Origin of the sequence: Mycolicibacterium aubagnense, from assembly GCF_010730955.1 — a bacterium.
GTDB lineage: Bacteria > Actinomycetota > Actinomycetes > Mycobacteriales > Mycobacteriaceae > Mycobacterium > Mycobacterium aubagnense.
This window is the reverse complement of record NZ_AP022577.1, coordinates 1,288,235-1,307,888: the sequence shown is the minus strand read 5'-3', so window position 1 is coordinate 1,307,888 and position 19,654 is coordinate 1,288,235. Positions and strand designations below refer to the sequence as shown.

Annotated in this window: 17 protein-coding genes; 8 read left to right on the top strand and 9 right to left on the bottom strand. The window is 66.4% G+C overall.

Annotated elements, in window-relative coordinates; translation table 11 throughout:
• The 5 genes from G6N59_RS06405 to G6N59_RS06385 are packed head-to-tail and all read right to left on the bottom strand — an operon-like array spanning position 1 to position 6,092.
• Positions 1–1,116, bottom strand: coding sequence for a CaiB/BaiF CoA transferase family protein (locus G6N59_RS06405; RefSeq protein WP_138231420.1), 1,116 nt, complete (start codon positions 1,114–1,116; stop codon positions 1–3).
• Positions 1,117–1,135: 19 nt separating this feature from the next.
• A complete protein-coding gene (locus tag G6N59_RS06400; RefSeq protein ID WP_138231312.1) occupies positions 1,136–2,047 on the bottom strand; it encodes an SDR family NAD(P)-dependent oxidoreductase in 912 nt (303 codons plus the stop codon).
• Entirely contained in the window at positions 2,048–3,892 is a 1,845-nt protein-coding gene (locus G6N59_RS06395; RefSeq protein WP_138231311.1) for a flavin-containing monooxygenase, read from the bottom strand.
• On the bottom strand, positions 3,889–5,241 hold the full coding sequence (locus G6N59_RS06390; protein ID WP_138231310.1) for an aromatic ring-hydroxylating oxygenase subunit alpha: 1,353 nt from the start codon (positions 5,239–5,241) through the stop codon (positions 3,889–3,891). Before G6N59_RS06390 ends, G6N59_RS06395 begins: the two co-directional genes overlap by 4 nt.
• A complete protein-coding gene (locus tag G6N59_RS06385; RefSeq protein WP_138231309.1) occupies positions 5,241–6,092 on the bottom strand; it encodes an SDR family NAD(P)-dependent oxidoreductase in 852 nt (283 codons plus the stop codon). The genes G6N59_RS06390 and G6N59_RS06385 overlap by 1 nt, the downstream gene beginning before the upstream one ends.
• Before the next feature lie 138 nt (positions 6,093–6,230).
• Between G6N59_RS06385 and G6N59_RS06380 the strand changes: the two genes are divergently transcribed.
• The 5 genes from G6N59_RS06380 to G6N59_RS06360 are packed head-to-tail and all read left to right on the top strand — an operon-like array spanning position 6,231 to position 12,216.
• Positions 6,231–7,814, top strand: a complete 1,584-nt coding sequence (locus G6N59_RS06380; protein ID WP_138231418.1) for an SMP-30/gluconolactonase/LRE family protein — start codon at positions 6,231–6,233, stop codon at positions 7,812–7,814.
• Positions 7,811–8,542: a GntR family transcriptional regulator gene (locus tag G6N59_RS06375; RefSeq protein WP_138231308.1), complete on the top strand. Its 732-nt coding sequence runs from the start codon at positions 7,811–7,813 to the stop codon at positions 8,540–8,542. Before G6N59_RS06380 ends, G6N59_RS06375 begins: the two co-directional genes overlap by 4 nt.
• A gap of 7 nt (positions 8,543–8,549) precedes the next feature.
• Complete coding sequence (locus G6N59_RS06370; protein WP_138231307.1) at positions 8,550–10,007, top strand: AMP-binding protein; 1,458 nt, start codon at positions 8,550–8,552, stop codon at positions 10,005–10,007.
• Positions 9,998–10,765, top strand: a complete 768-nt coding sequence (locus G6N59_RS06365; RefSeq protein WP_138231306.1) for an SDR family NAD(P)-dependent oxidoreductase — start codon at positions 9,998–10,000, stop codon at positions 10,763–10,765. Before G6N59_RS06370 ends, G6N59_RS06365 begins: the two co-directional genes overlap by 10 nt.
• A complete protein-coding gene (locus G6N59_RS06360) occupies positions 10,762–12,216 on the top strand; it encodes an AMP-binding protein (protein WP_138231305.1) in 1,455 nt (484 codons plus the stop codon). The genes G6N59_RS06365 and G6N59_RS06360 overlap by 4 nt, the downstream gene beginning before the upstream one ends.
• Here G6N59_RS06360 and G6N59_RS06355 read toward each other — a convergent pair.
• The 4 genes from G6N59_RS06355 to G6N59_RS06340 form a co-directional block, all read right to left on the bottom strand.
• Entirely contained in the window at positions 12,210–12,671 is a 462-nt protein-coding gene (locus G6N59_RS06355) for a hypothetical protein (RefSeq protein WP_138231304.1), read from the bottom strand. The genes G6N59_RS06360 and G6N59_RS06355 overlap by 7 nt on opposite strands.
• Positions 12,668–13,438, bottom strand: coding sequence for an enoyl-CoA hydratase/isomerase family protein (locus G6N59_RS06350; protein WP_138231303.1), 771 nt, complete (start codon positions 13,436–13,438; stop codon positions 12,668–12,670). The genes G6N59_RS06355 and G6N59_RS06350 overlap by 4 nt, the downstream gene beginning before the upstream one ends.
• 80 nt (positions 13,439–13,518) lie before the next feature.
• Positions 13,519–14,823, bottom strand: a complete 1,305-nt coding sequence (locus G6N59_RS06345; RefSeq protein ID WP_407665825.1) for a TetR/AcrR family transcriptional regulator — start codon at positions 14,821–14,823, stop codon at positions 13,519–13,521.
• A 58-nt stretch (positions 14,824–14,881) separates the two neighbouring features.
• Entirely contained in the window at positions 14,882–15,814 is a 933-nt protein-coding gene (locus G6N59_RS06340) for an SDR family NAD(P)-dependent oxidoreductase (RefSeq protein WP_138231302.1), read from the bottom strand.
• A 135-nt stretch (positions 15,815–15,949) separates the two neighbouring features.
• On the opposite strand from G6N59_RS06340, the gene G6N59_RS06335 reads away from it, so the two are divergent.
• The 3 genes from G6N59_RS06335 to G6N59_RS06325 all read left to right on the top strand — a co-directional run bounded on the left by G6N59_RS06335 (position 15,950) and on the right by G6N59_RS06325 (position 19,654).
• Complete coding sequence (locus G6N59_RS06335; RefSeq protein ID WP_138231301.1) at positions 15,950–17,656, top strand: nitric oxide reductase activation protein NorD; 1,707 nt, start codon at positions 15,950–15,952, stop codon at positions 17,654–17,656.
• Positions 17,653–18,441 carry a CbbQ/NirQ/NorQ/GpvN family protein gene (locus tag G6N59_RS06330; protein WP_138231300.1) on the top strand — a complete coding sequence of 263 codons (789 nt, stop codon included), beginning with the start codon at positions 17,653–17,655 and terminating at the stop codon, positions 18,439–18,441. Before G6N59_RS06335 ends, G6N59_RS06330 begins: the two co-directional genes overlap by 4 nt.
• A 100-nt stretch (positions 18,442–18,541) precedes the next feature.
• Entirely contained in the window at positions 18,542–19,654 is a 1,113-nt protein-coding gene (locus G6N59_RS06325) for an ABC transporter substrate-binding protein (RefSeq protein WP_138231299.1), read from the top strand.

The following is a 19,654-nucleotide window of genomic DNA, read 5'->3' as shown; positions in this document are numbered from 1 at the left end:
TCACAGTTCGCTCAACACCTCTTCGGTATCGGCGCCCAACATCGGTGCCGGGCCGGCCACCCGGCCGGGCGTGCGGGAAAACCAGGTCGGCACACCGGGAAAGCGCACCGGGCCATGTGGGGTGTCCACCGTCTCGAACAAGCCCACGGCGTTGAGGTGGGGATCGTCGAACAGTGCGTCGGGGGTGTTCAGCGGTGCAGCCGGGATTTCCAAGGTTCGGAACAGAGCCAGCCATTCGTCGGTGGTCCGTTCCTTCATGGTCTCGGCCACCAGCCCGTAGACGATGTCGATGTTGCGGGCACGCTGTTCCAGAGTGGCGTACCGGTCGCTGGCCCACGGCGGTTGCACGGCATCGATGAATGCCTTCCAGTGCCGGTCGTTATAGATCAGCGCGGCGATCTCGCCGTCGCTGGTGCGGTAGGGACGGCGGTTGGGCGCCACGGTGCGCGGGTACACGGCAGGACCCAGGGGCGGGTCGAACATGGCGCCGTTGGCATGTTCGACGAGCATGAACGAGGCCATGGTCTCGAACATCGCGACCTCGACCTCCTGGCCCTCCCCGGTACGTTCGCGGTGGAACAGCGCCATGGTGGTCGCGTAGAGCGCGGTGAGCCCGGCGATCTTGTCCGCCATGATGGTGCCGACGTAGTCGGCTTGTCCGGTGAGTTGCGCCTGGAGGGCGGGTAGCCCGCATTCGGCCTGAATCGTGTCGTCGTAGGCGGGCCGGTCCCGGTCCGGGCCACGGCGTCCGTAGCCGTAGCAGTTCGTATAGACGATGCGCGGATTGAGCGCGGCCACGTCGTCATAGCCGAAGCCCAGTCGGGTGATGGCCTTGGCCCGCATCGAATGGATGAAGACGTCGGCCGTCTCACACAATGCCCGCAGCGCCGATTTTCCGGCGTCGGTGCGCAGGTCCAGCACCACGCTGCGTTTGCCGCGGTTCACGTTGACGAACACCCCACTCATGCCCGGTGCCGGACCCACCGAGATGAAGCGCGTGTCATCACCTTGCGGCGGTTCGATTTTGATGACGTCCGCGCCCATGTCGGCCATGATCTGCGTGCAGTAGGGCCCCATCACCATGGCGGTGAGGTCGACGACACGTAGCCCGTGCAGAGGCCCGCTGGCCGGCCCGCTAGCCACGGACGGCCATCGCGAAGCTGTAGCGGATGTGATCGCCGTGCCCGTCGGGGACGACAGGGAAGCTCACCGGTTCATGCGCGTCACGGATGTTGGCAGATTGTGCGGCTACCTCCTCGATGGACCACGACGGCCGGTACACACCGGGTGTTTCCGCGACGATGACCCGAGCGACCCGGCCGGCCAGCGCGATGAAGATCTCGGCGGTGACCGAACAGGACTCGTGGGCCAGCCAGCCGACGACAGGGGCCACCAGGTCGGGTGACATCGGGGGATAGGCGGACGTGTCGATGCCCGCGGCCATGCGCGTGACGGCTGCCGGGACCACGACGTTGCAGGTGACTCCGTCTGAAGCACCTTCCAGGGCAATGACATTCGACAAACCGATGACGCCGGCCTTGGCGGCTGCATAGTTCGCCACCTGGTGGTTGCCGTAGAGTCCGCCGATCGACGACGTCAGCACGATGCGGCCGTAGCCGGCGTCGCACATCACCGGAAAAGCCGCTCGCACAACGTGAAAGGCACCGCGCAGGTGAACGTCGAGCACCGCGTCGAAGTCGTCGGACGTCATATCCCGCAGCGGTGCCCGTCGGACATTCCCGGCGTTGTGGATCAGGACGTCGGCCCGGCCGTACTGGTGCAGCGCGGCATCGATGATCGCCTGCCCACCGGCCGGGGTGGCCACGGAGTCGGTGCACGCGACGGCCTGGCCGCCGGCCGCGAGAATCTCCTGCACCACATCGTGGGCCGGGCCCGTGTCGGCTCCATCGCCGGACAGCGCGCCGCCGGGGTCGTTCACCACCACGCGGGCCCCACGCGAGGCGAGCAGGAGCGCATACGAGCGTCCCAGCCCTCGGCCGGCGCCGGTGACGATCGCGACGCGGCCCTCGAATCTCAAGTCGGACATCTAGTTTCCCAATACCAGGCCATCGAGGTCACCGGCGTCGCGCCATTCCTTCAGCAGATCGTCGAATGCGTAGAAGCCCGGCGTGTACACCTCACCGAGGAAGGATCGGCCGCCATCTCCGAAACCGCGGCCCTCGTTGTTGTAATAGCCCGGCGTGCAACTGTTGTCGAAGGCCGAGTTGTCGAAGGCGAGTTCCCGGACGGTGGCCACCCACGCGTCCTGTCCCGCCTGGCTGGGCTCGACGGTGGTGGCGCCGCGTTTGATGGCCTCGGCGATGATGTAGGCGATGTGTTCGGCCTGCTGCTCGAACATCGCGGTGGTGTTGGCTGACACGCCGCCCTGGATGAAGCCGGTGTGGAACTGGTTGGGGAAGCCGCGGCTCGTCATCCCGTGCAGGGTCTGGTAACTGTCGCGCCAGTGGTCGAACAGTGACACGCCGTCGCGGCCCTCGATCGCATCCATCGCGTAGCGGCGGCCGATCTCGGTCGAGATCTCGAATCCACTGGCGAAGATGACGCAATCCACCTCGTACTCAACCCCATTGGCGACAATGCCGGTCCGGGTGAGTCGCTCCACGCCCTGCGACTCCGCGACGTCGACCAGGGTGACATTGGGCCTGTTGAAGCTCGGCAGATACTCGTCACTGGATGTCGGGCGCTTGCACATGAATCGGTAGTACGGCTTGAGTGCCTCCGCGGTGTCCGGATCGTCGACCAGGTCGGCGATCCGGCGGCGCAGCCGCTCCATGATCTTGTAGTCCTCCTCCTCTCGCATCGCCATGATCTGGTCGATGCCGAGGGCGGTGGGATCGGGGCTCGCCGCGATGCGGGCCGTGAGATTGCGGCCGAGTTCGGTCCAGAAATCGCAGACCTGGTCTGGCGCATCGAAAACCACGCCTTCGAACGGCGACCATCGGTGGAAGTTCCGCTTGCGTTCGGCCTGCCAGCCCGGCTGCAACGACGCTGCCCACGCGGGATCGGTGGGTTCATTGCCGCGGAAGTCCACCGACGACGGTGTGCGCTGAAAGACATAGAGGTGTCGGGCATCCCGGCCGAGGTGTGGGACCAGTTGCACTCCGGTCGCGCCGGTGCCGACCAGGGCGACGCGCTTGTCGGCCAGCTTGTCGAGTCCGCCATTCGCATCGCCGCCGGTGTAGTGGTAATCCCACCGGGCGGAATGAAAGACGTGACCCTGAAAGTCCTTGATGCCGGGGATACCCGGCAGCTTCGGCCGGTTGTAGGAGCCCTGCGTCATGACCACGAAGCGGGCGCGGATGTCGTCGCCGCGATTGGTGGTCAGCCGCCACCGCTTGATGTCCTCGTCCCAGCGCACGGTGCGTACCTGCGTCGACAAGAGGGCACCGTCGTAGAGCCCGAAGTGTTTCCCGATGTGTTGGCAGTGCGCGAAGATCTCGGCGCCGTCGGCGAACTTCTTCGACGGCATGAAGTCCAGTTCTTCCAACAGCGGGATGTAGCAGTAGGCGTCGTTGTCGCACTGGATTCCGGGGAAGCGGTTCCAGTACCACACCCCGCCGAAGTCGCCGCCCGCCTCGATTACGTGCACGTCCTCGACGCCGGCCTTGGTCAGGTAGGCGCCCGCGAGAAGTCCGGCGATCCCGCCGCCCAGGATCGCCACCTCGAGGTCGGCATCGATCGGTGCTCGCGGTGTCACGGGGGTATGCGGATCGTTCTCGGAGAAATCGGCGTAATCGCCGGCGGCCTCGAGGTATTGGGCCGAGCCCTCCGGACGTACCCGCTTCGCCCGCTCGCGCGCGTACTTCACGCGCATCGCGTCGATGTCGACGTCGGGGGTCTGGGTGGGTCCGCACGTCTCGGACAACGTCATCGCAACTCCTGTGGTTCGCCGGTGCCCATGTACTTCGACAGCTGGTGATGCAGATTCACGGTGCTGCGTTCCCGGTAGGGATTGGGCTTCGTGCCGGGGAAGCCGGCCGACTTCATGCCCTGCTGCACCGCGGCCATGTTCGAGAAGTCCTGCGGCAGCACCGACAGCCAATTCGGGCTGTCTTTGGGGGTGTACTCCCATTCCGTCTGCGGTTCTCGGCCTTTCGGATACAGCTCGAACACCGCGACTTCGAAGATGCACTTGTTCGGGTCGTAGCTCGGATCCGGCCGGGCGCTGTAACACAGCGCGCTGGTCAGGCCCTGGCCGATCTGGAAGTTGGGGAAGAGTTGCCACGCCGTGCCGCTCTGGCCCAGGACATCGGCGGGGATGGTCGGCCAGATGACGCCGCGCGCCTCGTCATCGCGGCGTGCCGAGGACAGCCAATGCTCCAGCACCTTGTCCGCCGGGGTGTCCTCCGGTAACTCGTCGACCAGGCGTTTGGCGGCATCTACGAGCGTCTGCGTGGTGGTCGCGTTGGTCTCTTCCATTGTGTAGATCTGCATTTCGGCGGTCGAGATGCGCGGGTCGCCGATCCCGAGCCGAATCTTCGACTTTGTTTCGTCGAGACCTTTGGGTGCGTCATAGCCGATGTTGCTGTGCCGGCCCTGTGCCTTGGCCCAGCCCTTGAACTCGCCGAACCGGTTGAACTCCGGATGGGTGGTGAACACGTGGTAGGTCTCGTTGAAGGCTTCCATCGCGACTTTCCAGTTGCAGTCGAAGTTCAGCCACTTGCGCCACTTGTAGCGCATGTTGTCCAGCCGGAACGGGTCAAGGATTTTGGCTGCCGGAAAGAGGTAGTCAGCCAATGGTTCGCAGTCGGTGTCCATGTTGATGAACAGCCAGCCGCCCCAACACTCGACGCGCACCGGAGCCAGGTGCGTGTTCTGCCCGGTTAGTGCACCCTGCCAGTCGTCCTGCTCGCGAATATGCGTGCAGGCGCCGTCGAGTCCGTAAGTCCAGCCGTGGAATCCACACACGAAGCTCTTGGGGCTGCGCCCGCAGGCGTGCTTCGCGCCGTCCGGGGTGTCGACCAACCGGCGTCCGCGATGCATGCAGACGTTGTGGTGGGCCCGGAAATCATCTGCCGTCGTGCCGGCCCCGGTGCGGACCACGATGATCGAGTCATCGAGGATGTCGTAGGTCAGGTAGCTGCCGATCTCCGGCAGCTCCTCGACGCGCCCGACCTGCTGCCATACCTTGCGCCACAACCGATCCCGCTCGGCACGGGCGTACTCGGGACTGACATACGCGTCGACGCCGATCATCGTCGGCTGTGACAGCTCCTCCATCACATCTCCTTGATCGTGGTGCGGAAGGCCTCGTCTTTGAGGAACAACGAAGTGTGGTCGGCGCCGAGGTGACTCCACTTGAGATTGAGGCCGCCATCGACCAGCAGGGTCTGGCCGGTCATGTAGCTCGACAGGTCCGACAGCAGGAAAAGGATTGCGCCGGCCTGTTCTTCGGGGTGCCCGCGGCGGCCCATCGCGATGGCTTGGCGATCGCGATCCGGATCGTCGTCCACATACGTCGCCGAGGCGGCCGTCTGGGTGACCCCGGGGGCGACGGCGTTGACGCGGATGTCGTGGGCCGCGAGCTCGACCGCCATGGTCCTGGTCATCGCGACGATGGCCGCCTTGGCCGTGCCGTACGCAATGTGAAAGGGCGCGGTGTTCATGCCGCTGACCGACGAGATCGAGACGATGGACCCGGGACGTCCGGTGGCACGAAGTTCGTTGGCCACGGCCTGGCTCATGAAGAACGCTGTCTCGAGATTGCGGTTGAACAACGCCCGCCAGTCGTCACGCGTCACCCGCGTCGAGGGCATCCAGGTGCCGGGCTCGGCACCGCCCGCAACGTTGACCAGGCCGTGCAGGGCGCCATCGGTGCGGCGCACCAGGTCGATCACCGCGGTGATGCCTTCGTCGGTGGATGCGTCGGCCGCGATGGGGATGACGGCGAGGCCGGCGGCAGTGAGCGGCACGACGTGCCGATCGAGGTTCGCCTGTGAACGGCTGACGGCGATCACCGTCGCCCCTGCTTCCGCGGCCATCCGGGTCACGGTGGTGCCGATGCCACCACCGCCGGCGCCGGAGACGACAACGATGCGGCCGTCCAACCTCAAGAGTCCTGTGGTCGACACGCTAATTGTCCGGACAACATAGCTTGTTCTGCATATTGGAGAACACTATTCCGCAGGGAGAATCAGCTCGTCAAGAGGTTCGGTGCGATGACGACGCCCTATTGTCTGGACTACTGCGGCTTGATACCGTCGCCGCTCATGAGCCGCTATATCGCGACCCGACCGAGTGTTGCGCAGGGCTGGCGTCTGGACCGGGTGACCGCGCCGAGTCGGCTGTTCGGTGCCAACGGATTGCGTACCGGTCCCGACGGGCGCATCTACGTCGCGCAGGTGACCGGCAGTCAGATCAGCGCCCTGGACCCGGTCACCGGAGAGCTGGCGACCGTGGCCGCCAAGGGCGGCGACATCATCGCGCCCGACGACGTTGCGTTCGACGCAGCCGGAAACCTGTACGCCACCGAGGTGATGGACGGCCGGGTCAGCGTGCTCGACACCGCGGGCCGGACCCGCGTGCTTCGGGACGACCTTCCCAGCGCCAACGGCATCACGGTGCACCAGGATCGGGTGTTCGTCAACGAATGTCGTGACGGTGGGCGGCTGATGGAGCTCGACCGTGACGGGGGAGTGGTGCGGGTTCTGTTGGAGGACTTGCCGTCACCCAACGCGATGGAAATCGGTCCCGATGGAATGCTGTACTTTCCGGTGTTGAGTGCCAATGAGATCTGGCGGGTGGACCCGAATGGTGGTGAGCCGCAGCGGGTTGCGGCAGGCCTCGGGGTGCCCGACGCGGTGAAGTTCGATGCCGACGGCTTCATGGTTTCCACTCAGGTGGCCAGCGGACAAGTACTCCGCATCGACCCGCGCAGTGGCGAACAACGTGTGCTGGCGCAGCTGACGCCGGGGCTCGACAACCTGACCTTTGTCGGAAATCGTTTGTTCGCATCACATTTCACGGGCGAGATCACCGAGATTCTCCCCGACGGATCGACGCGTGCTCTGCTGCCGGGTGGGCTGAACTGGCCGCTGGACCTCGCGGTCGGAGATGATGGCCGACTGTACATCGCCGACGGCACCTACCTCTATGCGGTGGGCGCCGACGGTGGGCTGCAGACGGTCGGGATGCTGTTCTCACCGGGATATCCCGGGTTCCTGCGCGGCCTGGCGCCCTGTGGTGCGGGAGAGTTCGTGGTGACCACTTCGGGTGGTCAGATCAGTCGGTATGCGCCCGCCCGCGCCGAAACCGAGGTGCTGGCAGACGGATTCGACCAGCTGTACGGGGTGGCGGTCGACGGCGATACCGTGGTCGCCGCCGAACTCGGGTCGGGCCGGGTGCTCGCGGTGCGGGCCGGTGGGGTCGAGACACTGGCGACGGGATTGCTGGATCCGGTGGGGGTTGCGATGGCGCCTGGCGGCGGGGTGCTGGTCTCGGAATCGGCGGCGGGCCGGGTGGTGAAACTGACGGGCTCGATGGTCGAGGTCGTAGCCGACGGGTTGGGGTGCCCACAGGGCATCGTCGTGGCTGATGGACGGCTCTACGTCGTCGATGCGGGCAGCAAGGAAATTGTCGTGTTCGATCTGAACAGCAAGGCCCGCACGAGCATTGCCTGGGATTTGCCCATCGGCGCGCCACCCGGGGTGGCGCCGAAACCACTCAAAGGCCTGCCGCCGTTCTCCGGGCCGCAGGGCCCGTTCGCGGGCATCGCCGCGGCACCCGACGGCACCCTCTATGTCTCTGCCGACGGCGACGGCAGCGTGCTCGCTCTGCGTCGGGAGTGCTCGTGACCGCCCCGACCGCCGAACATCGCTACCTGCAGGTGGCGCGCACTCTGCGCAAGGAGATCGTCGACGGGGTGTACCCCGTCGGTTCCCAGCTGCCCACCGAACACGAACTCTGCGAGCGATTCGCCGTGTCCCGCTACACCGTTCGGGAAGCCCTGCGCCGACTTCGCGACGACAACCTGGTCGAGTCGAAGCCGCGCGCGGGCACCCTGGTGGTGCCCAGGTCGACGGCGAACGCCTATGCGCAGGACGTGATGTCGATAGACGATCTGCTGGCCTTTGCAGAGGGCGCACAGTTCGAGATCGTGTCCACCGCCATGGTGACCGTCGATGCCGATCACGAGACCAGGACCGGGCTCGCGCTCGGCTCGCAGTGGCTGGCGGTCGAGGGTTTCCGCAGCGGCAACGGTGCGCCCATCTGTCGCACCGAGTACTACATCAACCGCGAGTTCGCGGCCGTCGGCCGGTTGCTGCACCGGCACTCGGGGCCCATCTTCCCGCTGCTCGAGGATCTGTTCGGTGTCAGTATCGCTGAAGTGCACCAAGAGATTTCGGCGGTGGTCGTCTCATCCCGCCTGGCTGCGGAGCTCAAGGTGGACCTGGGGACGGCCGCCCTCCAGATGCGGCGTACCTACCGGACGTCGGACGGTGACATCGCCCAGGTCACCGTCAACACGCATCCGGCGGCACGGTACCGGCATTCGATGACGATGCGGCGGGTCAAGAGCTGAGGCGGTGATGCGGACAATCGTCGATGGCCTCCGCGAACTCGCGACCAGCAGCCGCACCGTCCTGATCGACGGTGCGCACCGCGTCGATGGCGCCGGGCTGTATGGCGAGGCGTGTGCGCTGGCGGCCCACTTTTCTGCGCGGCTGCCGCGCGGCAGTGTGGTGTCGTTCATGCTGCCGAACTGGTCTGAGGCCGCGGTCGTCTACCTCGGGGCAGCGCTCGCGGGCATGGTGGTGAACCCCATCCTGCCGTCGCTGCGGGACCATGAACTGTCGTTCATCCTCGCTGACGCGGACTGCCGGATGATCTTCATCCCGAGAGAGTTTCGCGGCCATGACTACGCCGCCATGCTCGCTCGCGTGACGGCGGCGATGGGCACGCCGCCAGAGATCGTCGCGGTGCGCGACGGCGCACTGCCGGCCGCCGCGGTGCCATCGGATTTCCCGGCCGTCGCACCCGATGACCCCGCGCTGCTGCTGTACACCTCGGGCACCAGCGGACGCGCGAAAGGTGTACTGCACAGCCATAATTCGATCGGTGCGCTGATCGGGCAGCTACGTGACCACTGGCTGATCGAGCCGGGTGACACCTTTCTCGTCCCTTCTCCGATCGCCCACATCGGCGGCTCCATCTACGCGTTCGAGTGCCCGCTGCTGCTCGGCACCACCGCCGTGCTGATGGAGCGCTGGAACGCCGACGAGGCGGTGGCGCTCATGGTCGCCGAGCGATGTACCCACGTAGCCGGCGCGACGCCGTTTCTCGAACAGATTCTGGACGCCGCCGCGCGGGCCGGGACCCGGCTACCCGACCTGAAGGTGTTCATCTGCGGCGGAGCATCCGTGCCATCATCGTTGATTCGCAGGGCCACAGCCTATTTCGAACGGGCCAAGGTCAGCCGCGTCTACGGCTCCACCGAGGTTCCGGTCACCACGGTCGGCGCGCTCGATGATCCCGACGCCGCCGCGGACACCGACGGTCGCCCGGCGATCGCCGATATCAGGCTCGTCGTGGGCGAGATCCGGGTCCGGGGACCGCAGATGCTCGTCGGCTACCGTCACCCACAGGACGAATCCCGCGACGCGGAAGGGTATTTTCCGACGGGCGACCTCGGCCGGTGGCAGGGCGACTGCCTCGTGGTCACCGGACGGGCCAAAGACATCATTGTCCGCAACGGTGAGAACATCGCGCCCAAGGAAGTCGAGGACATCCTGGTCGGCCATCCGGGTATCGCGGAGGTTGCCATCGTGGGATTGCCCGACGAGCGGACGGGCGAACGGGCCTGTGCGGTGATCGTGCCGTCCGCAGGCTCGCCACCCGGGATCGCGGAATTGCGGAGCTTCCTGGTGGCGAAGGGAATCGCGCGGTTCAAGGTTCCCGAGCAGGTCGAGACGTGGGATGCGCTGCCGAAGAACGACGCGGGCAAGGTTCTCAAGCACCAGATCAGAGCGAGGCTGACATGCAGGTAGCGATAGTCACGGGCGCCAGTAGCGGGATCGGATTCGGTTGCGCGACAACGCTGGCCGAGGCCGGCATGGCCGTGCTGGGTACCGGTCGGGATGAAACCCGCCTGGCGGAATTGCGACAGCGCAACCCCGACCGCATCGCCACCCTGGCCGTGAATCTCACCGACGACGATGCGCCGTCCCGCATCGTCGAGGCCACGCTCAGCCGGTGGGGACGCATTGATTTTCTGGTGAACAACGCCGGGGTCGGCAGCCCGAAGCCGCTGCACGAAACGGACGACGAGGCACTGGATTACGCCCTGGGGCTGATGCTGCGTGCGCCGTTCCGACTGGCCCGCGACGTCATCCCGCACCTGGCGCCGGGTTCGGCGATCATCAACGTCACGTCGACTTTCGCCGTCGTCGGTGGGCTGCGCGGCGGCGCGTATTCGGCGGCCAAAGGCGGGCTGACAGCGTTGACCACACACATCGCATGCCAGTATGGCGCGCACGGCATCCGGTGCAACGCCGTGGCGCCCGGAGTCACCGTCACACCGATGGTCGCACACCGATTGGACGACGAGCGGTTCCGCAAGATCAACGTCGAGATGACCCCGCACCAACGGCTCGGCCGGGTCGAGGACGTTGCCGGCACCGTGGCGTTCCTGTGTTCGGAGGCAGGGAGTTTCATCAACGGCCAGACCATCGTTGTCGACGGCGGGTGGAGTTCCACCAAGTACCTGTCGGATTACGCACTGGACTCGGTGTGGATCGCGCGGTGAACATGTTCGCCGTTCTCGACCTCGCCGCCACCCGATTTGGGGATCGCGGTGCGGTGTACCACGGACAGACTCAGCTGCACACGTGGAAAGAGTTGCGGCAGCGCGCACTATCCCTGGCCGCCGGGCTCGGAACACCCGGCAGCCGGATCGCGATCGCCACCGAGAATTGTCCCGAGATCGTCGAACTGTTGTTCGCGGTCTGGGCCGCGCAATGTGTGGCCGTACCGATCAACTACAAACTGCACGCCCGCGAGATGGGGCAGATCCTCGACGACAGCGGCGCTTCGCTGGTCTTCGCGTCACCGACCATTGGGGCTCGTCTTCAGCGGCCCACCGAAGTCATTGGCGCCGAGTCGTATTCGCGGCGACTGGCCGCACCACCGGTCGACCCACCGGACGCCGACCCGTCGGCACTGGCATGGCTGTTCTACACCAGCGGCACCACCGGCCGCGCCAAAGGCGCGATGCTGTCCCATCGCAACCTGATGGCCATGACGCTGGCTCACCTGGCCGATCTCGATGACCCGGATGAGAACTGCAGCCTCCTGCATGGGGCGCCCATGTCGCATGGTTCCGGGCTCTACATCCCGCCGTACGTGCTACGGGGCGCGCGTCAGGTCGTGCCCGAGTCGGGTGCCTTCGACCCCGACGAATTCCTCGACCTCTGCGACCACCATCCCGGCAGCAGCGCGTTCCTGGCCCCAACCATGGTGGCGCGTCTGGTCGGCACCGGGCGAGCCCGGCCGCGCAATCTGCACGCCCTCATCTACGGGGGCGGGCCGATGTACCTCGATGGGCTCAAGAAGGCGATGGCCGCGTTCGGTCCCGTGTTCGCGCAGTTGTACGGCCAGGGCGAAGCGCCCATGACGATCACCGGGTTGCGCCGCCCGGACCACGAATCCGGTGATGACGCCATCCTCGGCTCCGTCGGCTATGCCCGCACCGGTGTCGAGGTGGCCGTGCTGCGTCAGGACGGTACTCGCGCCGACGCCGGCGAGATCGGCGAAATCGTCTGCCGTGGTGACGTTGTCATGGCCGGCTACTGGAACAACGCTGCCGCCACCGCCGACACGGTGCGGGACGGCTGGTTGTACACCGGGGACATGGGTTCGTTCGACGACCGCGGCTACCTGACCCTGCGTGACCGGTCGAAAGACGTGGTGATCAGCGGTGGCAGCAACATCTATCCGCGGGAAGTCGAGGAAGTGCTGCTGGAGCATCCCGGCGTCGCGGAAGCCGCCGTGGTGGGTGCGCCGGATCCCGAGTGGGGCGAGATCGCCGTCGCGTTCATCGTCGGCACCGCGCCGGGCGACGAGTTGGACGCCCATCTGCTGGAGCGCATCGCGCGGTTCAAACGGCCCAAGCGGTACGTATACCTCGACGAGATGCCCAAGAACAGTTACGGCAAGGTCCTCAAACGTGAGCTACGGGCGCGGCTGGCCGCTCAGTAACTCGACCACTTCTTCTCGTACGGCACCCAGGTCCGCGTCTCCGGCGGCTGCATCCAGTCGCACACCACCAGGTGGTTGTCCGGCGTCGCCGAGAACTCGAATGGTTGTACGCCGTCGTCGACGCCGCACGGGGAGCCGGCCGGATGTACCCCCTGCGGTGGCTGGCCCATGCGGGTCCACACGTTGCCGTCGCACAGGATGGTGCCGATCACGGTGCCGACGTCGGTGTCATCCCACGCGAGCTTGTTGCGATCGTTGCAGGCGTTGCCCCAGCGCGGAACACCATTGGAGGCAGCCGTGGTCTGATCGCACCCCATGGGGAGCATGTAGCCCGTGATGATGCAGCCGGTGGGGGCGGGCGGCGGCGCCGCACCGGCAGGGGACGCGAAGCCCAGCGCCGCGGCACCGGCCGTCGTCGCGGTCAGCAGCAGCCGAAACACGAATGCTCCCTTCACGCTGGGCGTCCTGCGTCAAGACTCTGCACCGGTTTGGTGCGATTGTCGACGGCTTCCCAATGTTCGTCGGAAATCCAGTGCCGGGCGAAGGCGTCCACGGCGTCCGTGGGTGACAGCCCCCGGACCACCCGCTTGATATCGCGCACCGGCGCTGCCGTCAGTGCGTGGGCCACCTGGAGCCAGCCATCGTCGAAGCGTGACCGCTCGAACACCTTGTCCACCAGGCCGATTCGTTCGGCCTCAGCAGCGCTGAGCACCTCCCCGGTCCCCGCGAGCATCAGGGCCCGGCCAGGGCCGACGAGCGCGGCCAGGCGTTCCGCGCCGCCCCATGCCGGCATGATCTGCAGGGTCACCTGGTTGAAGCCGATCTTGATGTCGTCGGCCGCCAGCCGGATGTCGGCGGCGGTGGCGAACTCCGCGCCCCCGCCGAGCGCGTGCCCGTTGAGGGCGGCGATCACCGGGCCGCTGAAATTCACCAGCCGATCGCAGATGCCGCGCATCCGCCACGCCATCTCGGCGGCCTCGTCGTGAGTGGTGATGGCGGCCAGTTCCTTGAGGTCCCCGCCCGACACGAAGGCGCGGTCTCCCGCGCCCTTGATCACCAGCACCCGGGCCTCGACCACGGTGTCCAGCGCGGCATTCAGCTGGTCCATCGTGTCGAGCGAAATCGCATTGCGGGCGTGCGGGCGGTCGATGGTCAGCACAGCCAACCCGCTGTCGAACTCCACGTTCACCGAACGCGACCCGTCGCTGTGCTGGCCCTGCATGGCGCTACCTAACTGATAGTGGCATTCTCCATTTGAGAGAATAGCATCACCGCAGTGCTGGCCAAGGGGGATGCTGCGACTCAGGTGTCGCGGACGGCGATGCCGCGCACCATGGTGTCGCGCGCGGTGATCAACGCCGCGCGCGTGCCTTCGGCCGCGACGATGTTCTGCGGCATCCACAACACGTCCATGACGCAGCGGGCCAGCATTTCGCGGTTCGGGCTGTCGATGCGGATATCGCCGGACCGCAGGCCCTCCGACACCAGGGTCTTCAGCTGCCGCATACGGGTGGTGAACGCCAGACCGATGGCGGGCGTATCAGGTGGTGACTGTCGCATCCAAGCCAGCTGAATCTTCCACTCGTCCGGGAACCGGTCCAGTGCGTTGATGTTCACCCAACTCAGCGCGTCCAGCTTCTGCACCGGCGTCGCGTCCGCCCTCAGCACGCGGTCGAAACCCTCGCCCACCTTCGTGCCGAAGGACGCCATGATGGAGGCCAGAAGTTCTTCCTTCGACCCGATGAGTCGGTACACGGTCCCGATCCCCATCCCGGCTGCCGACGCGATGTCCCGGATCGTGGTGACTTCGTAACCGCGACGGCCGAATTCGGCCCGTGCCACCGCGCGCACGTGGATCGCTCTGTCGCTGCCTTCGGAAACCACGTCGTCCGACCAGGTTTCGATCGCGGCTCGGGCGACGCCAAGCGCGGGCGAGCGGTCGAGTTCGGCATCGGTGGGCAGCCGGCCGGCCAGGCCGCCGAGCATGATCCGGCACATGACCGTGGCGACCTGATCGGGAGACGCGTTGTTCCGAATCACGTCGAGGCCCACGTGCATCATCGACTGGCAGATGCGGTCGGCCAGCGTGGGGAGGTCGGAGATCTCCGGCCTGAGGTAACCGGCCCATTTACCCGCGCGGAGGGTGTTCAGCATGGCCTGCTGGACGGCGGTGTGCGGCTCACCGAGCAGCTTGACGAGTTCGCGGTTGTCGCTGGGGGATTCGTAGAACGACATTTGCAGGGCAGCGCCGTGCTGGACGGCGCACCGCGCGATGGCGGACCCGAGCGCGACGATCTTCTCCGGGAACGGGGCGGCGTCGGGTCCGTCGAGCCGCTCCTGGGCGGTGGCGCCGATCCGATGGAGATCGGCATGGAAGCGCCGGATCAGCTCGACCAGGATCGCTTCCTTGGACTCGAAATGGTGATACAGGCTGCCAGGCAGAATGCCTGCGGCGGTGGAGATCTCCTGCAGCGACGTCCGCAGGCCGGTGGAGGCGATGAGCGACGCGGCGGTCTGGAGGATTTCGGTCCGACGGGTGCCGTCGTCATATGCGTGGGTCAGCAGAGCCCTCCCTCCGGACGTGCGCGGTCGGCTACCACGCTCCACCCAATCTAGCGTGGAACAGAAGTTCGGGGTCCTGCTCCGGTAACGGTTCGATCGTGGCCTAAAAGACCTTGACGCCCAGGCGATCGCAGACGCCGAACACCTCCTCGAAGATCGAGCCGGGTATGGCGAACGGTTCGGTGGCAGTGGCCTCGTCGAGATGCGAGACGAGGTCCTCGACACTCGGCGCGGGTTCGGTGCCGGCCAGCCAGCCATCACCGAGACCGACGAACACCCGCGCGTAACGTCCCGCGCAAGCTGAATAGTTGTGGTGGGTGAACTCGCAGGTCCGGCTGGCCAGGAACACCGCGAGTGGCACCACCAACTCTGGTGCGATCAGTTTCAGGAAGCCCGTCTCTTCCAGGGCTTTCGGATCGCCAACCGTCTCGGTGACCATGCGGGAGAAGCCAAACGGCAGCACCGTATTGGACAGGATGCCGTGGGCGGCGCCCTCGATCGCGATGACATTCGAGAGCCCGACCAGACCCGCCTTGGCCGCCGCGTAGTGCGCTTCCATCGGCTGACCGAACATGCCGCCCGACGACGAGACGAAGACGAATCGTCCGTAGCCCTGGTTCTTCATCACGCGGTAAGCCGGCTGACTCAGGTAGAAACCGCCGTCGAGGTGCACGCTCAGCATCCGGCGCCAGTCGTCGGCCGAGAGGTCCTCGAACGCAATGCTGTTGAAGATGCCGGCATTGCTGATCACCGCGTCGACCCGCCCGAAACTCTCGACCGCCGTGGCGACGATCGCGGCACCGCCCGCCGGGGTGTCCACCGAATCATGCGATGCCACCGCACAGCCGCCGGCGGTCGTGATCTCGGCGACGACATCGTCGGCCACGCTGGGATCCGCGCCGTCACCCCGCATCGAGCCGCCCAGGTCGTTGACAACCACGGCGGCTCCGCGGCGGGCGAGTTCGAGCGCGTACAGGCGGCCCAGGCCGCGGCCGGCCCCGGTCACGATCACCGACTGTCCCGCGAAGTCAATCATGTTCTGCTCCAGATGAATTCGCCATTGCACGAGGCATCCTCCGCAAGAAGTCCACGTTCTCCGACGTTGTCATTGACTGCGGTCGAATTCGAACTCTATGGTGGAACAGATATTTGGTCAAGGTTGTGGCGAGGTATGACAGATTCCGTGGAGACCGACGCGACCGGTGAGGACATCCACCGGTTCGGCCTGCTCGCATCCGCCATGGCGGGCCGCCCCGTCGACGTCGCGGAGGCCGTTCCGGGGGAGCCGGCGTGGACCGACGGCGACACGATGTTCGTCGATCCGTCCGCCACCGCGATCGATCAGCGGCGCGCGTTGGCGGTGCAGTCGTCGCTGTTGGCGGCCGGCAGCCTGGACGCCGACATCATGCGCCGGATCGGCCGGCGCGGCGACATCGCGCGCCGGTATCTGGCCGTCGAAGGCCACCGCGCCCTGGCACAGATGGAGGCACTGTTGCCGCCGGCGGTGCGGGTACTCATCGACACGGACCTCGCGCGCCGCAGCGACTCGCCCGATGCATCCCTCGCCCTGGCGTTCGGCCGCGAACCGATCGCGGATCCGCCCCCGATCTTCGGTGCGATCAGATCGCGAAAGGTCTTGGCGGCGGCGAAATACGGCGGGCACGGCCAGCATGTTCCGCGTGGCCGGCGACAGTGTGAACTTGCCGAACTACCCTGTGACACCGACGAAGACCAAGGCGATGTTGTGGACATCTTCACCAGCCCGGTCGGCGGTGGCGGTGGCGTGGGCAAGCTGCTCGCGAAGATGATGTCGATGGCGCGCAAGCTCGGGGAGGGCGGCACGCCTGGTGCCGATACCCCGACGCACCGGACCCGGTCCGGACCGGTGGGCGGCGGGCATGCCGTGGTCTCGATGGCCACCGCTGCCGACGAGGGGAGTGCCTGGGACACCGGCGGATTCAGCTATCCGGAGTGGGATGTCCACCGGCGCGGCTACCGGGCGGACTGGTGCACGGTCCAGGAGGTCGAACCCGAGCCCGACCGGACCAGCGTGCCTTGGGTGCCCGACGCCCATGGCCTGCGCCGGCCGCTGGCTCGGCTCGGTGTCGGGCTCGATCGGTGCCGCAGGCAGGCTCAGGGCGACGATATCGACATCGACGCCGCGGTCGAGGCGCAGGCGGAATTACTCGCGGGTTCCGCGCCCGACGAGGCTGTGTACATCGCGAGCCTCCGGCGCCGCCGCGACCTGTCGGTACTGCTGTTGCTGGACACTTCCGGTTCGGTGGGGCAACTCGGCCCCGCGGGGCGGACGGTGCATGAACACCAGCGGGCCGCCGCCGCCGCGTTGATGGTCGCGCTGCACGACCTCGGTGACCGCGTGGCGCTGTATGCCTTTCAATCCCAAGGGCGTTCGGCGGTGCGGACGATGCCGGTGAAGCGTTTCGGCGACGACGTGAGCGCAGTGGTGCTGCGCCGTCTCCACGGTCTGCGCCCCGGCGCCTACTCGCGGCTCGGTGCGGCGATCCGGCACGGAGCTGCGGTGCTGCAACGCGACGGCGGCACCGCGCGGCGGCTGCTGGTCGTGCTATCCGATGGGCTTGCGTACGACCATGGCTACGAGCGGGCATACGGGGCGGCAGACGCTCGTCATGCCCTTGCCGAAGCTCGGCGCCAGGGGATCGGCTGTCTGTGCCTGACTGTCGGCGCCGGCACCGAAACCGACCAATTGCGAAAGGTTTTCGGCAGTGCTGCGCATGCGATACTGCCGCGGCTCGATCAGCTCAGTGTCACCATCGGCCCGCTGTTCCGATCGGCGTTGCAGTCGGCCGACGTCCGTCGGTGCATCTCGAAACCCACCACCAAAGGATCAGCTGTATGACGGCAGGGGCGCGGCCCTACTACGTAGTGGTCGGCAACGAGGAGCAGGTATTCAAAGCGGCCTTCCGGCAGGGGCTTTCGATAGTGCTGAAAGGGCCGACCGGTTGCGGTAAGACTCGTTTCGTCGAGGCCATGGCCTACGACCTGGGTCGCCCGCTGATCACGGTGTCGTGCCACGACGACCTGACCACGGCCGACCTCGTCGGACGATTCCTGTTGCGGGGTGGTGAGACCGAGTGGGTCGACGGCCCGCTGACCCGGGCCGTCCGGGAGGGCGCCATCTGTTATCTCGACGAGGTGGTCGAAGCGAGGCAGGACACGACCGTGGTGCTGCACCCGCTGGCTGATCATCGCAGGCAGCTGCCCATCGAGAGGCTCGGCATCACGCTCGATGCCGCCCCGGGTTTTGGTCTGGTGGTGTCCTACAACCCGGGCTATCAGAGTGTGTTGAAAGACTTGAAGGACTCGACCCGGCAACGGCTGGTCGCCATCGAATTCGATTTCCCCGCAGGCGAAGTCGAGGAGAAAATCGTCGCGCACGAGGCTGGGGTGGGCAGTGATGCCGCGGCCCGCCTGGTGTCGTTCGCGCACGCGATACGCCGCTTGGAGACTGCCGGCCTGCGGGAGGTGGCCTCGACCCGGGTGCTCATCGCCGCCGGACGGTTGATCGCCGAGGGGCTGAGCGCGCCGGAGGCTGCCCGCGCGGCCATCGCCGGTCCACTCACCGACGATCCGATTGTGGGCCGGGGTCTCGACGAGATGATCGACGTCTACCTGCGGGACTGACCCACGCGTCACCGCGATGATTGACGCTGAGCGAGTGCTCAGCTAGGTTCAGAACAAATATTAGGTTTCATCTCTCCTGGCAGGTACCAACGGAGGTGGCATGTCTTACGAGAGCACTGCGCAGCCCATCAAATTGGGCTACCTGATGGATTTCCGGCTGCCGGACGTGTACCCGAAGGAGATGAAGGACGACCTCTCACGGTCCTTCGAGCTCGTGTTCAAAACGGCCCTGGCCGAGGGCATCATCGACCGCCCGGTCGAGATCGTCTACAAGGAGGTCGAAGGCCTGCCGAAAGGTACCGTCAAGGCCGTCATCGACGCGTTCGGTGAACTCGTCGACGAAGGATGTCTGGCGGTTTTCGGGCCGCACATCTCCGACAACGCGGTTCCCACCCGCGAGGCCATCGAGGAGCGTTTCCGGATTCCGGCTATCAGCGTCAGCGGCAGTGACGACTGGCTGGGCGAATGGACGTTCTCGTTTCCCCAGGGTTCGCTCACCGACGAGCCGATCTTCTGGGCCGACCTGCTGGCCAAGGCCGGGCACCGCGAAGTGGGTGTGCTCATCGAGCACTCGCTGGTCGGCGACACCTATCTGAAGCACTTCCGGAATGCCTGTCAGCGCAAGGGCATTCGCATCGTCGCCGAAGCGAAGATCGCGCAGACGGCACAGAACATCAACGAGGTCGTCAAGGCCATGTCCGACGCGAGGCCGGATGCGTTGGTGCACTGCGGTTTCGGTTTCGGGATCGTGTTCCTCAACGCGGCGCTGCAGGCCCTCGACTGGGACCCACCGCGGTACACCAGCACCGCCTTCCAGAACGCCTGGATCAACCCCGTGATGTGGCAGGCGTTCATGGGATGGACCGGCGTCGACCAGTACGACGAAGCCAACTCCGTCGGGCAGCGATTCCTCGACGAGTACGAGAAGGAATACGGGCGGCGCCCGCAATACTGCGTTCCCGTCGTCAACCGCGACGTCGCCACCGCCTTGCTGCGGGCCTTCACCGATGCGCACCCGCTGAGCCCCCGCGGCGTCAAAGAGGCGCTGGAACGGGTCAAGATGATGCCCGCCGCTGCCGGCGCGCCGGGCACCCGCGTGTCATTCGGCAGGTGGACCCGCCGTGCCTGGATGGGCGCCGGCTATCTCGTCGCGCGGCAACTCGATGCCGACGGCATCAATTCGCATCTGGTCGACCGCTTCGGCGAGGAGTGA